Below are 17050 nucleotides of genomic sequence, written 5' to 3'. Positions count from 1 at the left end.
ACGCAGCATGATCGTCGCGCAGGCACTGTTCGTACAAAGCCTAATATCCGGTCTCACAAAGTGTATTGATAGGGCAGGACACTAGGCATAATACGTCTGTCACCACAGGCGCCTGATGCTCATGAACTCCACCCTTCCTCGCAGACCCCGTTGGCGCAGCCTGGCCTTGCTTGCGTTGTGCCTGGCGCCGTTGTTGTGGCCCCTGGAGCATCTGGCCGAACGTTACTATCGCAACGAACTGGCCGGACAGAATCGCCAGACCCTGGATCTCTACGTCGCCAACCTGCTGGGCACCCTGCACCGCTATGAAGTGCTGCCGCAGATTCTCGGTGACCTGCCAGCCTTGCGTGCGACGTTGTCTGCCCCGAACGATGGCGCCACCCAGGACAACGCCAACCAACTCCTCAAAAGCATCAGCAACCAGACCGGCGCGGAAGTCATGTATTTGATGGACCCTTCCGGCAAGACCCTGGCCGCCTCGAACTGGGACAAGCACGACAGTTTCGTCGGGCGCAATTTCGCCTTCCGACCGTACTTCATCGAAGCCATGGCCGGGCGCCTGGGCCGTTTCTTCGGCTTGGGCACCACATCGGCCAAGCGCGGCTATTTCTTTGCCGCCGCCGTACGCGACCAGGGAAAAGTCATCGGCGTGCTGGTGGCCAAGGTCGACCTGGACCACACGGAAAGCCTGTGGGGCAAGACCCCGGAACAATTGCTGGTGACCGATCACAACGGCGTGGTCATCCTCACGTCACGCCAGGAATGGCGTTTTCGCGCGACCCGCCCACTCACTGACGACGAGCGCAAGGCCATCAGCGCGGTGCAACCTTATCCGACCCGTGATCCCAAGCCGCTGAACCTGGATACCAGCGCCTGGCTGACACAGACCCAGAGCATCGATGAAACCGGCTGGAGCGTGAGCATTCTCGCCCCACGCACGCTGATTGACCGTCCGGTGCGTACGGTGGTCGCCATCGGTGGTGCAGCGTTGCTGGTCTTGATGCTGTTGCTCGGGTTGATGATGCAGCGCAGGCGGTATTACCTGGCCCGACTCGCCTTCGAGGCCAAGACCCGTCATGAACTGGAAGGTCGGGTTGCCGAGCGCACCAGCGATTTGGAGGGCTTGAACCGACGACTGAGACAGGAAGTGCTGGAGCGTGAGCAGGCCCAGCAGGAACTGGTCCGCGCCCAGGATGACCTGGTGCAGGCCGGCAAGCTGTCGGCCCTGGGCACCATGTCGGCCAGCATCAGCCACGAACTCAACCAGCCATTGGCGGCGATTCGCAGTTACGCCGAAAACGCCGAGATATTGCTCGATCACCAGCGCACCGAGGACGCCAGGGGCAACCTCAAGCTGATCAGTGAACTGACCGGGCGCATGGCCTCGATCATCGCCCACCTGCGCGCCTTCGCCCGCCGCGACCGCCATGCCCCGGAAAGCGTCGCCTTGCAACCGGCCCTGGACGACGCGCTGGCGTTGCTCGCCAAGCGTCGGCGCAGCATGGAGGTGGAGTTGATCCGCGACTTGCCGGCCGCCACGCTGTGGGTCGAGGCCGGGGAAACCCGCTTGCGCCAGGTGCTGGGCAACCTGCTGGCCAATGCCCTCGACGCCCTGACCGAGAAAGGCCCGCCACGCAAACTCTGGCTCAGTGCCCAAGCCACCGATGCCGGCGTCAATCTGTACATTCGTGATAACGGCCCGGGGTTTTGCATGGAAGCCCTTGGCCGCGCCGGCGAACCCTTCTACACCACCAAGACCCGGACCCAAGGCCTTGGCCTGGGACTCGCGATCTGCGACACCCTGATGCGCGCCTTCGGCGGTGAATTGTCCTTTGCCAACCACAAGGAAGGCGGCGCCCTGATCACCCTGAAACTTCGCGCCGGTGCGCCCGGGGTAAGCCTGCAACCGTCCGAGGACCGTAGCGTATGACCATCGATAACCGGATTGAGGTGGTGCTGATCGACGACGATCCCCACTTGCGTCAGGCCTTGAGCCAGACCCTCGATCTCGCCGGCCTGAAAATCCTCTCCTTGGGCGAGGCCAAGGACGTCGCCGGACAACTGCCCCGCGACTGGCCGGGCGTGGTGGTCAGCGACATCCGCATGCCGGGCATCGACGGCCTGGAACTGCTGCGCGAATTGCACGCCCAGGACCCTGAGTTGCCGGTACTGCTGATCACCGGCCATGGCGACGTGCCGCTGGCGGTGCAAGCGATGCGGGCCGGCGCCTATGATTTTCTGGAGAAGCCCTTCGCCAGCGATCATCTGCTCGACAGCGTGCGCCGCGCCCTGGCCCTGCGCCGCCTGGTGCTGGAAAACCGCAGCCTGCGCCTGGCCCTCAGCGATCGTCATGAGCTCAGCGCACGGCTGGTCGGCCAGTCGGCGCCGATGTTGCGCCTGCGCGAGCAGATCGGCGCGTTGGCGGGCACTCGCGCCGACGTGCTGATTCTCGGTGAAACCGGCGCCGGCAAGGAAGTGGTCGCCCGTGCGCTGCATGACCTCTCGGGGCGGCGCAACGGCCCCTTCGTGGCGATCAACGCGGGTGCCCTGGCCGAGTCGGTGGTGGAAAGCGAGCTGTTCGGCCACGAGCCAGGCGCCTTCACCGGTGCGCAAAAGCGCCGCATCGGCAAGTTCGAGTTCGCCAATGGCGGCACGCTGTTTCTCGACGAAATCGAAAGCATGAGCCTGGATGTCCAGGTCAAGCTGCTACGCCTGCTGCAAGAGCGCGTGGTGGAACGCTTGGGGGGTAACCAGCAGATCCCGCTGGACATCCGCGTCATCGCCGCCACCAAGGAAGACTTGCGCCAGGCCGCCGACCAGGGGCGTTTTCGCGCTGACTTGTATTACCGCCTGAACGTTGCGCCGCTGCGCATACCGCCCTTGCGCGAACGGGGCGAGGACGCACTGGTGCTGTTCCAGCATTTCGCCAACGAAGCCAGTGCTCGCCATGGCCTGCCTCCCCACGAGCTGCAGCCGGCACAACGGGCGCTACTGCTGCGACATAGCTGGCCGGGCAACGTGCGTGAATTGCAAAACGCCGCCGAGCGCTTCGCCCTGGGGCTGGAACTGGCGCTGGACAACAGCGCGCCGGACGGCGACCACGCGGCGACAACGCAGATGGTCAGCGGCGGCTTGAGCGAGCAAGTGGAAAACTTCGAGAAAACCCTGATCGCCGCGGAGCTGGCCCGACCTCACAGCTCGGTCCGCAGCCTCGCCGAAGCCCTGGGTATCCCGCGCAAGACCTTGCACGACAAGCTGCGCAAGCATGGGCTGAATTTCGGCGACAGCAGCCACAATGTCGCCGATGAGTCCGATTGAGTTATCGTCATCTTTTTTCAAGCAAGAGACCTTCGCATGAGCCGCGACAGCCGTTACCTGGAATCGATCCTGCACCACGACATCCCACTGACGCGCGAGATGGGCCTCAAGGTGCTTGGTTGGCAGGCCCGGCAACTGCGTCTGTCGTTGCCATTGGCGGCCAACGTCAACCACAAAAGCACCATGTTCGGCGGCAGCCTGTATTGCGGCGCCGTGCTTGGCGGTTGGGGCTGGCTGCACCTGGCCCTGCGCGAAGAGGGCATCGAGGACGGGCATATCGTGATCCAGGAAGGGCAGATCAGCTATCCGTTGCCGGTCACCGGCGACGCTACCGTCATCTGCGATGCACCGGACGAGAAGCTCTGGAAACGCTTCCTTTCGACCTATCGGCGTTATGGGCGGGCACGGCTGGTCTTGCAGACCCAGGTACTGAATACCGGCAGCGAGGACGTGGCCGTGCAGTTCGAGGGGCAGTACGTGTTGCACCGCTGATTTTTGGAAACACCTCAAAATCTTGTGGCGAGGGGATTTATCCCCTCGCCACAGAAGCCCCCACAGGATTTAAGAGCGGGCAAGCTCCAACAACTTCCCTCGCCACACCGCCTTCGCCGGCAGCGCCAGGAACGACGCGTTCAACAGCGACTCCCGCGGCGGATAACAGAACACTTCGCCGCTCAGATCCAACACCTCGCCACCTGCCCCTTCCAGGACGCCTTGCGCGGCAGCGGTGTCCCACTGGGATGTGGGCGCTAGTCGTGGATAGCAATCGGCCGCGCCTTCGGCCAGCAGGCAAAACTTCAATGAACTGCCGATATTGGTCAGTTGCAATTCGCCCAGGCTGGCGCCCAGGCCAGCCAGGAGACGCTCCTGCTCCGGGCTGGTGTGTCGACGGCTGGCGACCACGGTGAAGGCCTCGCCTGGCGCGAGTTCATGGCGAACCGCGATAGGCGAAGGCTCGCCGCCCTGGTCGCCACGCCAGGCGCCCAGCCCCGCGCCACCGACGTAAAAACGCCCGCTGGTGGGCATCGACACCACGCCGAACACCACCCGGCCCTGCTCGACGAGCGCGATGTTGACGGTGAACTCTTCGCTACCGGAAATGAACTCCTTGGTCCCGTCCAGCGGGTCGACCAGCCACCAACGCTGCCAGCCGGCGCGCACGCTTTGGGCAATGTTGGCGTCCTCTTCAGAGAGGATCGGAATGTCCGGGGCCAATGCCGTCAGCCCGGCCACGATCACATCGTGGGCGGCCATGTCTGCGGCGGTCACCGGCGATTCGTCAGCTTTCTGGACAACCTGCACGCCGGCCCGCCAGAACGGCAGGATCGCCTCACCGGCCTTGAGCGCCAACGCGACCACGGGGGCCATCAGGGGATTGGGGAAATTCATGACAGCAACGCTCCACGCTGGGTCAGCAGGTCACGGGCCAGGTACAACGCCGCCAAGGCTCGCCCTTCCGTGAACTGGGGATTCTGTGCCAGGGCCAACAACTCATGCAGGTTGACCTTGTCCACGCGCATCGGCTCGGGCTCGTCGCCCTCCAGCCGTTCTTCATACAAGTCGGTGGCCAACACCACCTGGATCTTCTGGCTCATGTAGCCAGGGGACAGCGACAGCTCAGTCAAGTGCTCCAACTGGCGCGCACCGAAACCGGCTTCCTCCTTGAGTTCGCGCTCGGCCGCCGCCAACACATCTTCACCCGGCTCGATCAGGCCCTTGGGCAAGGACAGCTCGTAGGCGTCGGTGCCACCGCAGTATTCCTCCACCAGCACGGCATGCTCGGCGTCGAGCATCGCCACGATCATCACCGCGCCGTAACCCGTACTCTTACCCGCCAAACGTTCATAGGTGCGCTCCACACCGTTGGAAAAACGCAGTTTGAGTTCTTCCACGCAAAACAGCCGGCTGGTGGCGACGATCCGTTGATCGAGTATGGTGGGTTTCTGGCGCATAAACGGCTCCCTGGGCGATAGCGGGCTACTATACCCGGCCTATTCTGATTGTTTGTGTCGGATATCCGATTACTGCTGGAGAAGTTTTATGGCCTTGTTGCCCTGGCATGAGATCGACACGGTTCTGCTGGACATGGACGGCACCCTGCTCGACCTGCATTACGACAACCATTTCTGGATGGAACACCTGCCCCAGCGCTACGCCGAACTGCACGGCGTAAGTCGGGCCATGGCCGAAATGGAGTTGCAACCACTGTTCGAACGCCACGCGGGCCAGTTGCAGTGGTATTGCCTGGATTTCTGGAGCACCGAGTTGAAGTTGCCGGTGCGTGAACTGAAGCTGGAAACCGCCCACCTGATCGCCTTGCGCCCGGATGCGGACACGTTCCTGGCGGCGATCCAGCGCGCCGGCAAACGCGTGGTGATGATCACCAATGCTCACCGCGATTCGTTGTCCCTGAAACTGGAACGTATCGAACTGGCGCCTTACTTCGAACGCCTGATCAGTTCCCACGACTACGGTTTCCCCAAGGAGAACCCACAATTCTGGGATGCGCTGCAAGCCGAGCTGAACTTCGATCCGGCCCGCAGCCTGTTCATCGACGACACCCTGCCGGTGCTGCGCAGCGCCCGTGCGTTCGGTGTGGCGCACCTGCTGGCCGTCAGCGTGCCGGACAGCCGCAAGGGGCCGAAGGATACGGGGGAGTTCGCGGCGCTAGAGGATTACCGGGATTTGATCGACGGGCTATAACGCGAACCCTGTGGCGAGGGAGCAAGCTCCCTCGCCACAGGGGGCTGTGTTAATCAGGAATACGCAGCACCTGCCCCGGATAGATCTTGTCCGGATGCTTCAACATCGGTTTGTTGGCTTCGAAAATCTTCTGGTACTTGTTCGCGTCGCCGTACTCGGCCTTGGAGATGGCGCTGAGGGTGTCGCCTTTCTTCACGGTCACGAAACGTGCGGCCTGGGCGACCGGGCCCGTGACGGTGATCTGATCGTCGACACTGCCGACACCTGCGATGTTGCCCACAGCCAACAGGATCTTTTCCTTCTCTTCCTGGCTCGCGACTTCCCCGGTGACGATGACTTTGTCACCCTCGAGGGTCGCCTGGACATTCGGATTACCCAGGCCGACCTCCCTGATATGGGTCTTCAACTGCTCGCTGGCGTTGGCATTACCGGGGGTCAGCAGATCGATCAGTTTTTCACCGGCCTCCTTCACAAAACTGAAAATGCTCATGACGTGCGCTCCTTGGTTTTGGATCCAGACGTTTAATCCTAGACCAGGCCAGACGAACCGGCACCCCGCCCGACCAATGACCATACCCTGGGCAAAGCGCTAGAATTCATTACTTCCCGCGCCCCGGAGCGAAGATGGACATCAAGCAGCTGAAATTTCTCATCGCGCTGGACGAAACCCGCCACTTCGGCCAGGCCGCCGCCCGCTGCCATGTCACCCAGCCGACCCTGTCGATGCGCCTGCGCAGCCTTGAAGAAGAACTCGATCTGCCGCTGGTCAATCGCGGCCAGCGCTTCGAAGGCTTCACGGCACCAGGGGAACGGGTGTTGGCGTGGGCACGCACAGTGCTGGCGGCCTATGACGGCTTGCAAGCCGAAGCGGCCGCCTGCCGTGGCAACCTGGCGGGCACCCTGCGCCTGGGCGTGGTGCCCATGTCGGACTTCGACCCGCTGTCGATGATGCAACGCTTGCACGCCGAACACCCGAACCTGCGTTTCGAATTGTCGTCCTTGAGTTCCGAACACATCCTCGAACAATTGGCGGCCAATCGCATCGACCTGGGCATTTCTTATCTGGAACGGTTGGACACTGAGCGTTTCGAGGCCCTGCCCTTCAACCCCACCCGCATGGGCCTGCTGTATGACCAGCGGTTTTTCTTCTTCGGCGAGCAACCGCTGAGTTGGGAAGCATTGATTGAATTGCCCTTGGGCATGCTCACCAGCGGCATGCATTTTCGCCAGTCCATCGACCACAATTTCCACAGCCGAGGCCTGGCCCCCCAACCCCTACTGCAAACCGACGCGGTGCACCAATTGTTACAAGCGGTGCACGGAGGGCTGTGTTGCGCGGTGATTCCCATGGACAGCGGCCTGAACTTCCTCGCCGAAGACTTGCGCATCCAACCCATCGAAAACGCTCAGACATTGGTGTCCCTGGGGCTGATCATGCGGCGCGGTGCACCGCGATCAGCCTTGGCAGAGGCGTGTTTTGCGCTCTATCAGAAATCAACGACGACCTCTTGATCGACGTCATCTATTGAAGGATCAGTAATAGCGATTAGACGTGGCAGATTGCCGCATTTAGTCTTAACACTATTCCTACTTTCAGTGATGCCCATGAACGACAAGCCTCCGGTCTGTCCAGCACCTGCACCGCAAGTGCCTACGCCGGCCGCCAGCCAGAGCTATCGCTACTGCGACCTGGACCACGCCCGATCGGACAGCACCGCGCTGGCCGAGGAAGTGGCCCTGGCGATCGCCTATAACGGCATCAGTCAGGCCGTCATGCTGGTCACACCCACCGATCTGGAAGACTTTATCGTCGGTTTCAGCCTTGGCAGCGGCATCATCGAAGACCCGTCGGACATCTACGACCTGCAGTTGAGCGGTAGCGGTTCTGCGCAATACGCCCAGGTGACCATCGCCAGCCGTGCCTTCTGGAAACTCAAGCAACAGCGTCGGCAACTGGCCGGCACCAGTGGTTGCGGACTCTGCGGCGTGGAAGCCCTGGAGCAGGCACTGCCAGACCTCAAGACGCTGCCGGGCGCACCGCTGCCACCCGCGCAATGGCTCGACGGCCTGCGCCAGAACATCAGCCAATTCCAACCCCTGGGCCAACACTGCGGAGCCGTGCACGCTGCCTTGTTCATGAACGCCCAGGGCCAATTGCTGTTGGGCCGCGAAGACATCGGCCGGCACAATGCCCTCGACAAACTGATCGGCGCGTTGCTCCGGCAACAGATCCCGGTGGCCGGTGGCGTGGCGATCGTCACCAGTCGCTGCAGCCTAGAGTTGATCCAGAAAGTCCTGCGCGCGGGCATCCAGACCCTGGTCAGCCTGTCGTCACCCACCGGCCTCGCCGTGCAGTGGGCTCGCCGTCACAACCTCAACCTCATTCACCTGCCGCAAAAAAGTGCGCCGCGGGTCTACAGCCCTGCGATGGAGAACCAAGCGTGAGCAAGCATCAACAAGCCGACCAGAAACCCATGCCGCGCTACAAGCCCTACAAGGGCCCGGCCGGGGGGTGGGGCGCGTTGATCAGCGTTGCCCAGGCCTGGCTGACCAGCGACAACGCGCTGAAGAACATCCGCATGATGCTCAAGACCAACCAGAACGGTGGCTTTGACTGCCCTGGCTGCGCCTGGGGTGACTCACCGGAAAGCGGCATGGTGAAGTTCTGCGAGAACGGCGCCAAGGCGGTGAACTGGGAAGCGACCAAGCGCCGTGTCGATGCGGCATTCTTTGCCAGGCACAGCGTGACGGCGCTGCTGGAGCAGAGCGACTATTGGCTCGAATACCAAGGTCGCCTCACCGAGCCGATGAGGTATGACGCCGAGACCGACCGTTACAAGCCCATCAGCTGGGAAGACGCGTTCACCCTGGTCAGCAAACATCTGCGCGGGCTCAGCAATCCCAACCAGGCCGAGTTCTATACCTCAGGCCGGGCCAGCAACGAAGCTGCGTACCTTTATCAACTGTTCGTACGTGCCTACGGTACCAACAACTTCCCCGACTGCTCGAACATGTGCCACGAGGCCAGTGGCGTGGCATTGGCCCAGAGTGTTGGGGTGGGCAAGGGCACGGTGACCTTCGACGACTTCGAGCACGCCGACGCGATTTTCGTCTGGGGCCAGAACCCGGGCACCAATCACCCGCGCATGCTCGAACCGCTGCGCGAGGCGGTGAAGCGCGGCGCCCAGGTGGTGTGCATCAACCCGCTCAAGGAGCGAGGGCTGGAGCGTTTCCAGCATCCGCAGAACCCGCTGGAAATGCTCACCAACGGCAACAAGCCCACCCACACCGCCTATTTGCGTCCAGCCTTGGGCGGCGACATGGCGATATTGCGCGGCATGGCCAAGTTCCTGCTGCAATGGGAGCGAGATGCGCAAAAAACCGGCGCCCCGGCGGTGTTCGACCATGGGTTTCTCAATGAACACAGCGCCAACGTGCTGGACTACCTGGCCGCCGTCGACGACACACCGTGGGAACAGATCGTCGAGCAATCAGGCCTGACCCTGGCCGAAATCGAGCAAGCGGCGCGCATGTACGCCGACAGCGAGAGCGTGGTCATGTGCTGGGCGATGGGGATCACTCAACACCGGCATTCGGTGGCGACCATCCAGGAAATCGCCAACGTGATGATGCTGCGCGGCAACATCGGCCGGCCGGGCGCCGGCCTGTGCCCGGTTCGCGGCCACAGCAACGTGCAGGGCGACCGGACCATGGGTATCAACGAGTGCCCGCCAGCCGCGTTCCTCGACGCGCTGGAGCGGCGTTTCCAGTTCAAGGTCCCGCGGGAAAACGGCCACAACGTGGTCGAGGCGATCCACGCCATGGCCGACGGCCACGCAAAAGTGTTCATCGCCCTGGGCGGTAACTTCGCCCAGGCCACGCCGGACAGCCATCGGACTTTCCAGGCGTTGAGCAATTGCGACCTGACGGTACAGATCAGCACCAAGCTCAACCGCAGCCACCTGGCCCACGGCAAGGAGGCGTTGATCCTGCCGTGCCTGGGACGCACCGACATCGACCTGCAAACCGAAGGCTCGCAAGCGGTGACCGTAGAAGACTCCTTCAGCATGGTCCATGCCTCCAAGGGCCAGTTGCAGCCACTGTCGAACCAGATGCGCTCCGAACCGTGGATCATCGCCGGCATGGCCGCCGCCACGCTGGGTAGCCGCCCGGTGGACTGGAACTGGCTGGTGGCCGACTACGCTCGTATCCGCGACCTCATCGCCGACACCATTCCAGGCTTCAAGCACTTCAACGAAAAGCTCAAGCATCCCGGAGGGTTCTACCTGGGCAACAACGCCGCTGCACGTCGCTGGGACACAGCCTCGGGCCGTGCCAACTTCAAGCCCAACCTGTTGCCGAGCGACCTGGTGCATGAACGCACCCGCGCCACCGGCCAGTTGCCGGATCTGATCATGCAGTCGATGCGCTCCCATGATCAGTACAACACCACCGTCTACAGCCTGGATGACCGTTATCGCGGCGTGAAGGGCCAGCGGGATGTGCTGTTCGTCAACGAAGCGGACATCCTCCGCCTGGGCTTCAAGCCAGGCCAGAAGGCTGACATCGTCTCGCTCTGGGATGACGGCCATGAGCGGCGGGTCAAGGGCTTTACCCTGCTGGCGTTCGACATCCCCGCCGGGCAGGCCGCGGCCTACTACCCTGAAGTGAATCCGCTGGTACCGCTGGAAAGCACTGGCGACGACAGCCACACTCCGACGTCGAAGTTCGTGGCGATCCGCCTGGAAATGCCGAGCGAGAACGGGTTGATCCTGGCCAAGTCAGCCTGATACAGCCTTGGCTGGATCATCGGTGCCCCTCGCCACAAAGTACTTTCCAGCGCCCATAAAAAAGGCCGTTTTCCACGGAAAACGGCCTGTCCAAGTGGCTAAAGACCGGCGAAAAGACGTTAAGTTCCGCCCAAAAAACAATAACTTATAGAATTGTGCACAAGTCGTGTTACTCGTCGGATTTCGATTGTCACGCAGCGAAGCCGGCCTCAGGATCGCGCCCGTCATCCCTTTGAGGCTCCTCTATGAAGTTCTCCTCCATTCTCTTGTTGTCCCTTGGCCTGGTCAGTGGCGTCGCGTCTGCCGGCGGCACCGCCGAAGCAGGTGTCGGTGGCGCATTGGGCGGGGTTTTGGGTTCGGTCGTCGGCCAGTCCCTGGGCGGCAACACCGGTTCCACCATCGGCGCAGCGCTGGGCGGTGCGGGTGGTAGTGCGGTCGGCGCTGACAGACACAGCCGCGGCGAAGCGGCAATCGGCGGCGCACTGGGCGCAGCTGGCGGTAACGTGGTCGGCCGCAGCATGGGCGGCACCACCGGTAGCCTGATCGGTGCCGCAGCAGGCGGTGGCGCCGGTGGCGCACTGGGTAACTACATGGGCAAGGACGATGACGATGACCGTGGTTATGACGGTCGCCGCGGTGACCGCCGCTACTACCGAGATGGTCACCCCGGTCGTGGCCATGCCTATGGGCATCGCAAACATCATCATCGCTATTACCGCGACTAACGGCTGACATTCACTCCAGCCGTTCAAGATCGCAGCCTCCTTCAGCCCATGGCTGACCGGAGGCTGCGATTTTTCGTTTCAGACCACCTCGCTACGCCCCCACCACCTCGGATACCCAAGCCGCCAACCTCGATCAGGTAGGTGTGCACCGCAGCCTCGAAAAAACTGGATTGCCACGGGCAGATACAAATCCAGGCGTCTCGATGCCTCGCCCATCCCTCGTATCCACGCTAAGGTGCGGGTCAACCATGCGCCATCTCAAGGCAAGGAAGCCTGGCGCCCAAGACGGTCTTCAAGGAACGAACCATGTCATGTCGCTACTTCGTAACCCGTATCCTGACAATCACGCTGGCCTCATTATTGGTCGGCTGCCTGAGCACACCTGAACCCTCCGGCGTGGAACCGAACGCATTCGAAACCCCGGAATATCATGCCCAGCGAGGCTTGGCCGTGGTCAAGGCTTCAGCCTTGTATGCATTGGGCGGCACCGGCCAGGACGTGGTCGTCGCGTTGATCGACTCGGGGCTTGATGCCGGCCTGAATGAGTTCGAGGGCAGGCTGGCCGATCCTGGTTTCGATCATGTCGAAAACCGTCCCGGCACGGTTGACCGCCTGGGTCACGGCACGCAAATGGCCGGTATCATCGCCGCGAACAAAGACGACCAGGGCATGCATGGCATGGCATTCAACGCCCGGCTGATCCCCTTTCGCTTTGGCGATGACAACGAGCCGTTCTTCTTCGATCAGGAAATCGCCCAGTCCTGGCAAAGCGGCTTCGACAAGGGCGCCCGTTTGTTCAACAACTCATGGGCCAACGCCATCCCCGCCACCGAAATCAGTGAAGCGCGTTACAAACAGGTGATGCCCGACTCCTTGGCCGTTGCCCGAAAGTTGGTGTCGGACGGCGCCGTGTTCGTCTTCCCTACCGGCAACGAACTCAAGCGAGAACCCCTGGCCGAACCCGGTTTGCCGGCGGCCTTGCCAGAACTGGAAAAAGGCTGGATCGCGGTGGTTGCCCTGAAAAACGACGGCAGCGCCATCAATGGCAAATCCAACTATTGCGGCATCGCGGCTGCCTGGTGCATCGCCGTCCCAGGCGGCGACTCCGGCGCACAGGCAGGCCTGCTCACCGTTGGCAAGGACGGCCACTACATGCAAACCGCCGGCACCTCCCCCGCAGCCGCCTTGGTCACTGGCGCGTTGGCCGCACTACAAAGCCGTTACCCGCAACTCAGTCCGCAACAAGTGCGCGAGCACCTGCTGGCGACGACCAACCGCAGCGGTATCTACGCCAACAGTGAAGCTTATGGCAGAGGGCTGATGGATCTGGAAGAGGCCGCACGACGCATTCCCGGTATCTTGATCGACTGAGCAGATAACGGCGATGACAGTTTCATCGGAAACGGACTACCGCGTCTGAGGCGCGTCTTACAGCACGCTTGTAGGATCCGCCTGATAATCGAGCGAAAAATGATGACAGGCGGCAAACTTCGGAACAGCACTCTGATTCAAGCGTCAGACGCCGGTAAACGCCCTACACAATCTGTCCCTTCGGGCCATATTGCGGCGCTCGGGCAGTGCTCTCTATAGTCCGCGATTCGATTAGGAAATCGGACTGAGAGGCCCGAATGCACACAGACGACCCGAGCGCCAACCGATACCAGCGACTCAACGGTACACCGATCCTGGCCATCGACACCGAGGCCGATATCCAGGACCTCTGCGACGCCGCCGCCCAAAGAATCCGCGCCTCCAGCGACCTGCTCGAAACCTTGCATTGCCTGTGCTTCAAACACGCCGATGTGAGGGATATCCCGAGCATCGTGCATGCGTTGTATCTGTTGGTTCAGGATGGCAGTGAGTTGCTGGAGGTTGTGCGACAGCGGTTGCGTTGAGGATTAGGCTTAACGTTTGATAATCAGTCGTGGGACGTTAGATAAAAATCCAACCCTTCAGGAAAAACCACCGACGCCAACTGCTCAATTTCACGCACTTGTGCTGCAGAAAGCTTGAAGTCTGCACCAATGTGGTCTTGGTTATTCATCCATCGCATCACAGGCTTCAAGTCCTCTACTGACAAGCTGATGTCTTGCTCAAACACCAATTCATCCCTATTTCGATAAAAGCCCAACACACCGAAAGTCATGGTTCTACCTCTCTTGTCCTGTCCGCACTTTTTGTCTGATCACCCGTAATGGGATTGAACTCACCTAAGTGCTTTCCGCGTTTGTTGTATTTTTCCAGGGTTCCATGCTGACGGTCCCACTCATAAATGTTTCCTGCTCTGTCAGTCCAACGGGGACGTAACCCTCCTCCCCCTTGTACGGCAGTTTTTGATCGACCACGAACAAGTTCAGGAAAAGCAGGGAGGATCCCTTTAGGCGTTGGGTGATATTTATGGTCAGAAACATTTAACACAATATAAAGCGGCGAAACCCCAGCCCCCACCGGAAACACAAGAATGAAATCCTTGTACTCCGGCGGATAAATCGGGTTGACGATGATGCTGTCCGCCGCAGGCGTCGGCGGGAAGATCCAGATGTGCGGAGCCTGGGGTGCGGCCTCCAGGGCGGGGATGCCCAGTGTGGCGGAAGGATCGACCGCCGGCGTCCAGATTAGCTCGATCCCATCGCCAAAATCCGCGACCTGCTGCTCGCCGCGTGCCTGGAACGTCACCACCGGGATCATTTCCCAGTCCCGCCGCGCCTGGGTGTTGTAGCCGTACCCTTTGAGCGTTCCGTCGGCCTGGGTTTCGATATGCAGCCGAACCCGGGTGCGGGCCTGCTCCAGCGAGCGCAGTTGCTCTTCGGTGTACAGCGCACCGTCACCCAGGTTCGCGGGCGCCAGCAATCCCACCAGGCCAATCAAGGCGCCCGCCACCACTGGCGCGGAGATAGCGCCGGCCACGGCGCCGGCCCCCACTTCACCCGCAGACAATGCTGCCCCACCCAAGGCGAATGTGCCGACGCTTGCCGGCAACGCGCCGCTGATTCTTTTCAGCGGTATACGCCCCGACTCGCTGACCTCGCGTCCACCCAGCAAGGTGAGCGCACCGTACTCTTTAACGAGTTCCGTCGGGATGTAACCACGAGGATGCTGGTAATCAATCAGCGAGTCAGGCAACTGGCACGATTTGGCAAAGACACAACCTTTCATGACGGGACGTGGTTCTTCCCGTAGTAGAGCCAGGCGCTCTTTCATATAGGCCAGTTGCCTGCCAAGCATGTCCTCGTAGGCTTGTTGAGCGGTGTCTCTCTTCGCCAATTCGCTGGGGGTCATGTCCCGCAAGACCCTGATCCGCCAATCGCCGCCCTGATACTCCCAAACCTGAGGAGGTGCGTTTTTTCCTTTCGTCATGCTTCGTCCTTGCTCAGTCGCTTTGCCCCCTGTGAAGGGCACGGCAAACCCTACCGAGCAAACGAAGGCACGCTTACCGGACGATTCCTAGACTGTCGTGGGAGTTTTCTTCTTTTTCGATGAAGGGGGAGTCCAGCGCCTTAAGTGACATTATTCTGGCTGTTAACATCGACTTCAGCTGGAATAACGACAGTCTCAATCCTCGTCACGAAGGACCACCCCCGTTCGCTCTCCAGGTCGGCAGGGTGGCCTTTAGAATTAAGTGCTAATATTTTGGTAGTTATGATTGAAAAATCACGGAATATTGCCATATGGCCAAGAAAACAGCCCCTCTCCTCCCTCCCGTGACCAAGCTGTTATCCGAATTCGGCGGCCGGCTGAAGCTTGCGCGGCTACGCCGCAAGCTGACGGCCAAGCAAGTCGCCGAAAGATCGGGCATGTCCCTGACAACCTTGCGCTCTCTGGAGTCAGGCGGCGCAGGCGTAACCATCGGCGCCTATCTGTCAGTCATGCAGGTGTTGGGCCTGGAAAGAGATCTGAACAAACTCGCAGCCGTCGACGAACTCGGAAGGCAACTGCAAGATGCTCAACTGCTCACCGCGACAAAAACCGCGACCAGCAAAAGTTCTCGAGCGCCCAGGACGAGCTCTTTGAAAAACTCTCCGGCAGGGCAAGGCGGGAACATGGACGAGACTGAGAACAGGCATCAAAAACCAGATGTCTCTGCCGACTTTCCTCTCAATACCCATTCTCTTTCCAGACTGCTGACCACCTCCAAAAAAACCAAGCCTTCAATGGATAAACAATGACATTGATTGCCGTGTACGCCGACTGGGAATCATTGGGTGGCCCGAGACGCCTAGGCTTGCTGCATGCCCGGAAGACTCGCTCCGCTGATGTGTTCGAGTTTGAGTACGACGTAGCCGCCCTATCCGATCCAGCGTTGAACTTCATATCGCTGGATCCTCGCATCCAGCTCTTCGAGGGGCGTCAATTTCCCGGTCAACACCAGAGCCGATTTGGCGTCTTCGCCGACTCAAGCCCTGATCGATGGGGGCAACTGCTGATGAAGCGCCGGCTAGAGCGAGACATTCGGGACGGCTTGCTTCCCAAAGGCAGCAAGTTGTTTGAATCCGACTATCTCTTGGGTGTCCATGATCTCTATCGCGTCGGTGCAATCCGATACAGGCTCAATGACGAGGGCAACTTTCTCGATGACCGGGACGGCGTGGCGGCTCCCCCTTTTGTCGAACTGCGTGCTTTGGAACAGGCAAGTCGAGCCCTGGAAAATGACCCGGACAACACCTCGCTCCACGGCCGCCAATGGCTGAGAATGCTGATTGCACCTGGCGGCTCTCTGGGCGGAGCGAGACCCAAGGCCAGCGTCGCTGACGAGAAGGGGCACCTATGGATCGCCAAATTTCCAAGCACACGCGACGAATATGATGTCGGCGCTTGGGAAATGGTGCTGAACGCCCTGGCTAATCATTGTGGTTTACGGGTCGCCACGGGTATCGCCCGGCGCTATGCGAGCGATCACCACTGCTTTATGGTCAAGCGCTTCGACCGCACCGAACAAGGTGGCCGGCTGCACTTTGCTTCAGCGATGACCATGACCGACCGAGTGGACGGTGATGATGCCTCGACAGGTGCCAGCTATCTGGAACTGGCAGAGGTGCTGATCGAACACGGCTCGCAAACCAAAGCAGACCTGCGGGAGCTTTGGTCACGAATTGTGTTCAACATCCTGGTTTCCAATACCGATGACCATTTACGCAATCACGGATTCATTCTCGACCCTGGTCGAGGGTGGCGCCTGTCCGCTGCGTATGACATGAATCCTGTCCCCCACGCCGATGGGCTTAAGCTCAACATCACCGATGCGGACAATGCCCTGGACCTGGAACTCGCTCTCGAGGTCGCAGAGTATTTTCGAGTCGGCCAGACAGATGCCCGGGAGATCATTGCGCAGTTCCAGGAAGTGGTCAGCCAATGGCCGACGCTGGCAGCGGCGCTGGGCCTGTCGAAACGAGAGCAAGACAACATGGCGCCCGCATTTCACCTCTCAAACAACTAGTCGGCCATGAAAATCTATGGTCACCCCCATTTTTGCAATACTGATTAACGGGTGGTGTGGTTGGCTTGCTTAAATCTATC

17 protein-coding genes are annotated in these 17050 nt (G+C 60.8%); 12 read left to right on the top strand and 5 right to left on the bottom strand.

Translation table 11 applies throughout. From position 1 onward, the window contains the following. Nucleotides 1-121: 121 nt before the first annotated feature. From N4Q37_RS25290 to N4Q37_RS25280, 3 genes are read left to right on the top strand one after another with little or no spacing between them, the layout of a single operon-like run. Nucleotides 122-1930 (top strand): sensor histidine kinase, encoded by a 1809-nt coding sequence (locus tag N4Q37_RS25290; protein WP_260962789.1) that lies wholly within the window; start codon nt 122-124, stop codon nt 1928-1930. After that, entirely contained in the window at nt 1927-3318 is a 1392-nt protein-coding gene (locus N4Q37_RS25285; protein ID WP_260962787.1) for a sigma-54-dependent transcriptional regulator, read from the top strand. The genes N4Q37_RS25290 and N4Q37_RS25285 overlap by 4 nt, the downstream gene beginning before the upstream one ends. A gap of 36 nt (nt 3319-3354) precedes the next feature. Then, nucleotides 3355-3810, top strand: coding sequence for a thioesterase domain-containing protein (locus N4Q37_RS25280; protein ID WP_260962785.1), 456 nt, complete (start codon nt 3355-3357; stop codon nt 3808-3810). Nucleotides 3811-3879: 69 nt separating this feature from the next. Here the strand turns inward: N4Q37_RS25280 and cysQ are convergent, their stop codons facing one another. Beyond that, nucleotides 3880-4707: a 3'(2'),5'-bisphosphate nucleotidase CysQ gene (cysQ, locus tag N4Q37_RS25275; protein ID WP_260962783.1), complete on the bottom strand. Its 828-nt coding sequence runs from the start codon at nt 4705-4707 to the stop codon at nt 3880-3882. Then, nucleotides 4704-5270: an ADP compounds hydrolase NudE gene (nudE, locus tag N4Q37_RS25270; RefSeq protein ID WP_260962781.1), complete on the bottom strand. Its 567-nt coding sequence runs from the start codon at nt 5268-5270 to the stop codon at nt 4704-4706. The genes cysQ and nudE overlap by 4 nt, the downstream gene beginning before the upstream one ends. A gap of 88 nt (nt 5271-5358) precedes the next feature. On the opposite strand from nudE, the gene yrfG reads away from it, so the two are divergent. After that, nucleotides 5359-6021: a GMP/IMP nucleotidase gene (gene yrfG, locus N4Q37_RS25265; protein WP_260962779.1), complete on the top strand. Its 663-nt coding sequence runs from the start codon at nt 5359-5361 to the stop codon at nt 6019-6021. Nucleotides 6022-6070: 49 nt separating this feature from the next. Here the strand turns inward: yrfG and lysM are convergent, their stop codons facing one another. Then, nucleotides 6071-6511, bottom strand: coding sequence for a peptidoglycan-binding protein LysM (gene lysM / locus N4Q37_RS25260; RefSeq protein WP_260962778.1), 441 nt, complete (start codon nt 6509-6511; stop codon nt 6071-6073). A 134-nt stretch (nt 6512-6645) separates the two neighbouring features. Between lysM and N4Q37_RS25255 the strand changes: the two genes are divergently transcribed. From N4Q37_RS25255 to N4Q37_RS25230, 6 genes are all read left to right on the top strand, one after another. Next, nucleotides 6646-7533 (top strand): LysR family transcriptional regulator, encoded by an 888-nt coding sequence (locus tag N4Q37_RS25255; protein WP_260962776.1) that lies wholly within the window; start codon nt 6646-6648, stop codon nt 7531-7533. Nucleotides 7534-7626: 93 nt separating this feature from the next. Further along, nucleotides 7627-8466 (top strand): formate dehydrogenase accessory sulfurtransferase FdhD, encoded by an 840-nt coding sequence (gene fdhD / locus N4Q37_RS25250; RefSeq protein ID WP_260962774.1) that lies wholly within the window; start codon nt 7627-7629, stop codon nt 8464-8466. A 29-nt stretch (nt 8467-8495) separates the two neighbouring features. Then, complete coding sequence (locus N4Q37_RS25245) at nt 8496-10811, top strand: FdhF/YdeP family oxidoreductase (RefSeq protein ID WP_260962863.1); 2316 nt, start codon at nt 8496-8498, stop codon at nt 10809-10811. Nucleotides 10812-11056: 245 nt separating this feature from the next. After that, nucleotides 11057-11536, top strand: coding sequence for a glycine zipper domain-containing protein (locus tag N4Q37_RS25240; protein WP_260962772.1), 480 nt, complete (start codon nt 11057-11059; stop codon nt 11534-11536). 306 nt (nt 11537-11842) lie between these two features. Next, on the top strand, nt 11843-12907 hold the full coding sequence (locus N4Q37_RS25235) for a S8 family peptidase (RefSeq protein ID WP_260962770.1): 1065 nt from the start codon (nt 11843-11845) through the stop codon (nt 12905-12907). A 257-nt stretch (nt 12908-13164) separates the two neighbouring features. Next, nucleotides 13165-13431: a hypothetical protein gene (locus N4Q37_RS25230; protein ID WP_260962768.1), complete on the top strand. Its 267-nt coding sequence runs from the start codon at nt 13165-13167 to the stop codon at nt 13429-13431. A 23-nt stretch (nt 13432-13454) separates the two neighbouring features. Here N4Q37_RS25230 and N4Q37_RS25225 read toward each other — a convergent pair whose 3' ends face one another. Both N4Q37_RS25225 and N4Q37_RS25220 read right to left on the bottom strand, forming a co-directional pair. Next, the gene (locus N4Q37_RS25225) at nt 13455-13682 is read right to left on the bottom strand and encodes a DUF7683 domain-containing protein (protein ID WP_260962765.1); all 228 of its coding nucleotides are present in this window, start codon (nt 13680-13682) and stop codon (nt 13455-13457) included. Further along, nucleotides 13679-14893: a colicin E3/pyocin S6 family cytotoxin gene (locus N4Q37_RS25220; protein ID WP_260962763.1), complete on the bottom strand. Its 1215-nt coding sequence runs from the start codon at nt 14891-14893 to the stop codon at nt 13679-13681. The genes N4Q37_RS25225 and N4Q37_RS25220 overlap by 4 nt, the downstream gene beginning before the upstream one ends. 311 nt (nt 14894-15204) lie before the next feature. Between N4Q37_RS25220 and N4Q37_RS25215 the strand changes: the two genes are divergently transcribed. Together N4Q37_RS25215 and N4Q37_RS25210 are read left to right on the top strand one after the other, a co-directional pair. Continuing rightward, nucleotides 15205-15702 (top strand): helix-turn-helix domain-containing protein, encoded by a 498-nt coding sequence (locus N4Q37_RS25215; RefSeq protein WP_260962762.1) that lies wholly within the window; start codon nt 15205-15207, stop codon nt 15700-15702. Next, nucleotides 15699-16970, top strand: a complete 1272-nt coding sequence (locus N4Q37_RS25210) for a type II toxin-antitoxin system HipA family toxin (protein WP_260962760.1) — start codon at nt 15699-15701, stop codon at nt 16968-16970. Before N4Q37_RS25215 ends, N4Q37_RS25210 begins: the two co-directional genes overlap by 4 nt. Nucleotides 16971-17050 lie beyond the last annotated feature (80 nt).

Source organism: Pseudomonas citri (assembly GCF_025336485.1).
GTDB lineage: Bacteria > Pseudomonadota > Gammaproteobacteria > Pseudomonadales > Pseudomonadaceae > Aquipseudomonas > Aquipseudomonas citri.
Note: the sequence above shows the minus strand (reverse complement) of the source record. Positions and strands in the feature narration are given on the sequence as shown.

Excerpts from the sequence above, each read along its gene's own strand:
- fdhD (WP_260962774.1), top strand. The coding sequence starts at position 7,627 with ATGAACGACAAGCCTCCGGTCTGTCCAGCACCTGCACCGCAAGTGCCT.
- N4Q37_RS25280 (WP_260962785.1), top strand. The coding sequence starts at position 3,355 with ATGAGCCGCGACAGCCGTTACCTGGAATCGATCCTGCACCACGACATC.
- N4Q37_RS25220 (WP_260962763.1), bottom strand. The coding sequence starts at position 14,893 with ATGACGAAAGGAAAAAACGCACCTCCTCAGGTTTGGGAGTATCAGGGC.
- N4Q37_RS25245 (WP_260962863.1), top strand. The coding sequence starts at position 8,496 with ATGCCGCGCTACAAGCCCTACAAGGGCCCGGCCGGGGGGTGGGGCGCG.
- N4Q37_RS25235 (WP_260962770.1), top strand. The coding sequence starts at position 11,843 with ATGTCATGTCGCTACTTCGTAACCCGTATCCTGACAATCACGCTGGCC.
- nudE (WP_260962781.1), bottom strand. The coding sequence starts at position 5,270 with ATGCGCCAGAAACCCACCATACTCGATCAACGGATCGTCGCCACCAGC.
- N4Q37_RS25285 (WP_260962787.1), top strand. The coding sequence starts at position 1,927 with ATGACCATCGATAACCGGATTGAGGTGGTGCTGATCGACGACGATCCC.
- N4Q37_RS25215 (WP_260962762.1), top strand. The coding sequence starts at position 15,205 with ATGGCCAAGAAAACAGCCCCTCTCCTCCCTCCCGTGACCAAGCTGTTA.
- N4Q37_RS25230 (WP_260962768.1), top strand. The coding sequence starts at position 13,165 with ATGCACACAGACGACCCGAGCGCCAACCGATACCAGCGACTCAACGGT.
- N4Q37_RS25210 (WP_260962760.1), top strand. The coding sequence starts at position 15,699 with ATGACATTGATTGCCGTGTACGCCGACTGGGAATCATTGGGTGGCCCG.
- yrfG (WP_260962779.1), top strand. The coding sequence starts at position 5,359 with ATGGCCTTGTTGCCCTGGCATGAGATCGACACGGTTCTGCTGGACATG.
- N4Q37_RS25290 (WP_260962789.1), top strand. The coding sequence starts at position 122 with ATGAACTCCACCCTTCCTCGCAGACCCCGTTGGCGCAGCCTGGCCTTG.
- N4Q37_RS25255 (WP_260962776.1), top strand. The coding sequence starts at position 6,646 with ATGGACATCAAGCAGCTGAAATTTCTCATCGCGCTGGACGAAACCCGC.
- N4Q37_RS25225 (WP_260962765.1), bottom strand. The coding sequence starts at position 13,682 with ATGACTTTCGGTGTGTTGGGCTTTTATCGAAATAGGGATGAATTGGTG.
- cysQ (WP_260962783.1), bottom strand. The coding sequence starts at position 4,707 with ATGAATTTCCCCAATCCCCTGATGGCCCCCGTGGTCGCGTTGGCGCTC.
- lysM (WP_260962778.1), bottom strand. The coding sequence starts at position 6,511 with ATGAGCATTTTCAGTTTTGTGAAGGAGGCCGGTGAAAAACTGATCGAT.
- N4Q37_RS25240 (WP_260962772.1), top strand. The coding sequence starts at position 11,057 with ATGAAGTTCTCCTCCATTCTCTTGTTGTCCCTTGGCCTGGTCAGTGGC.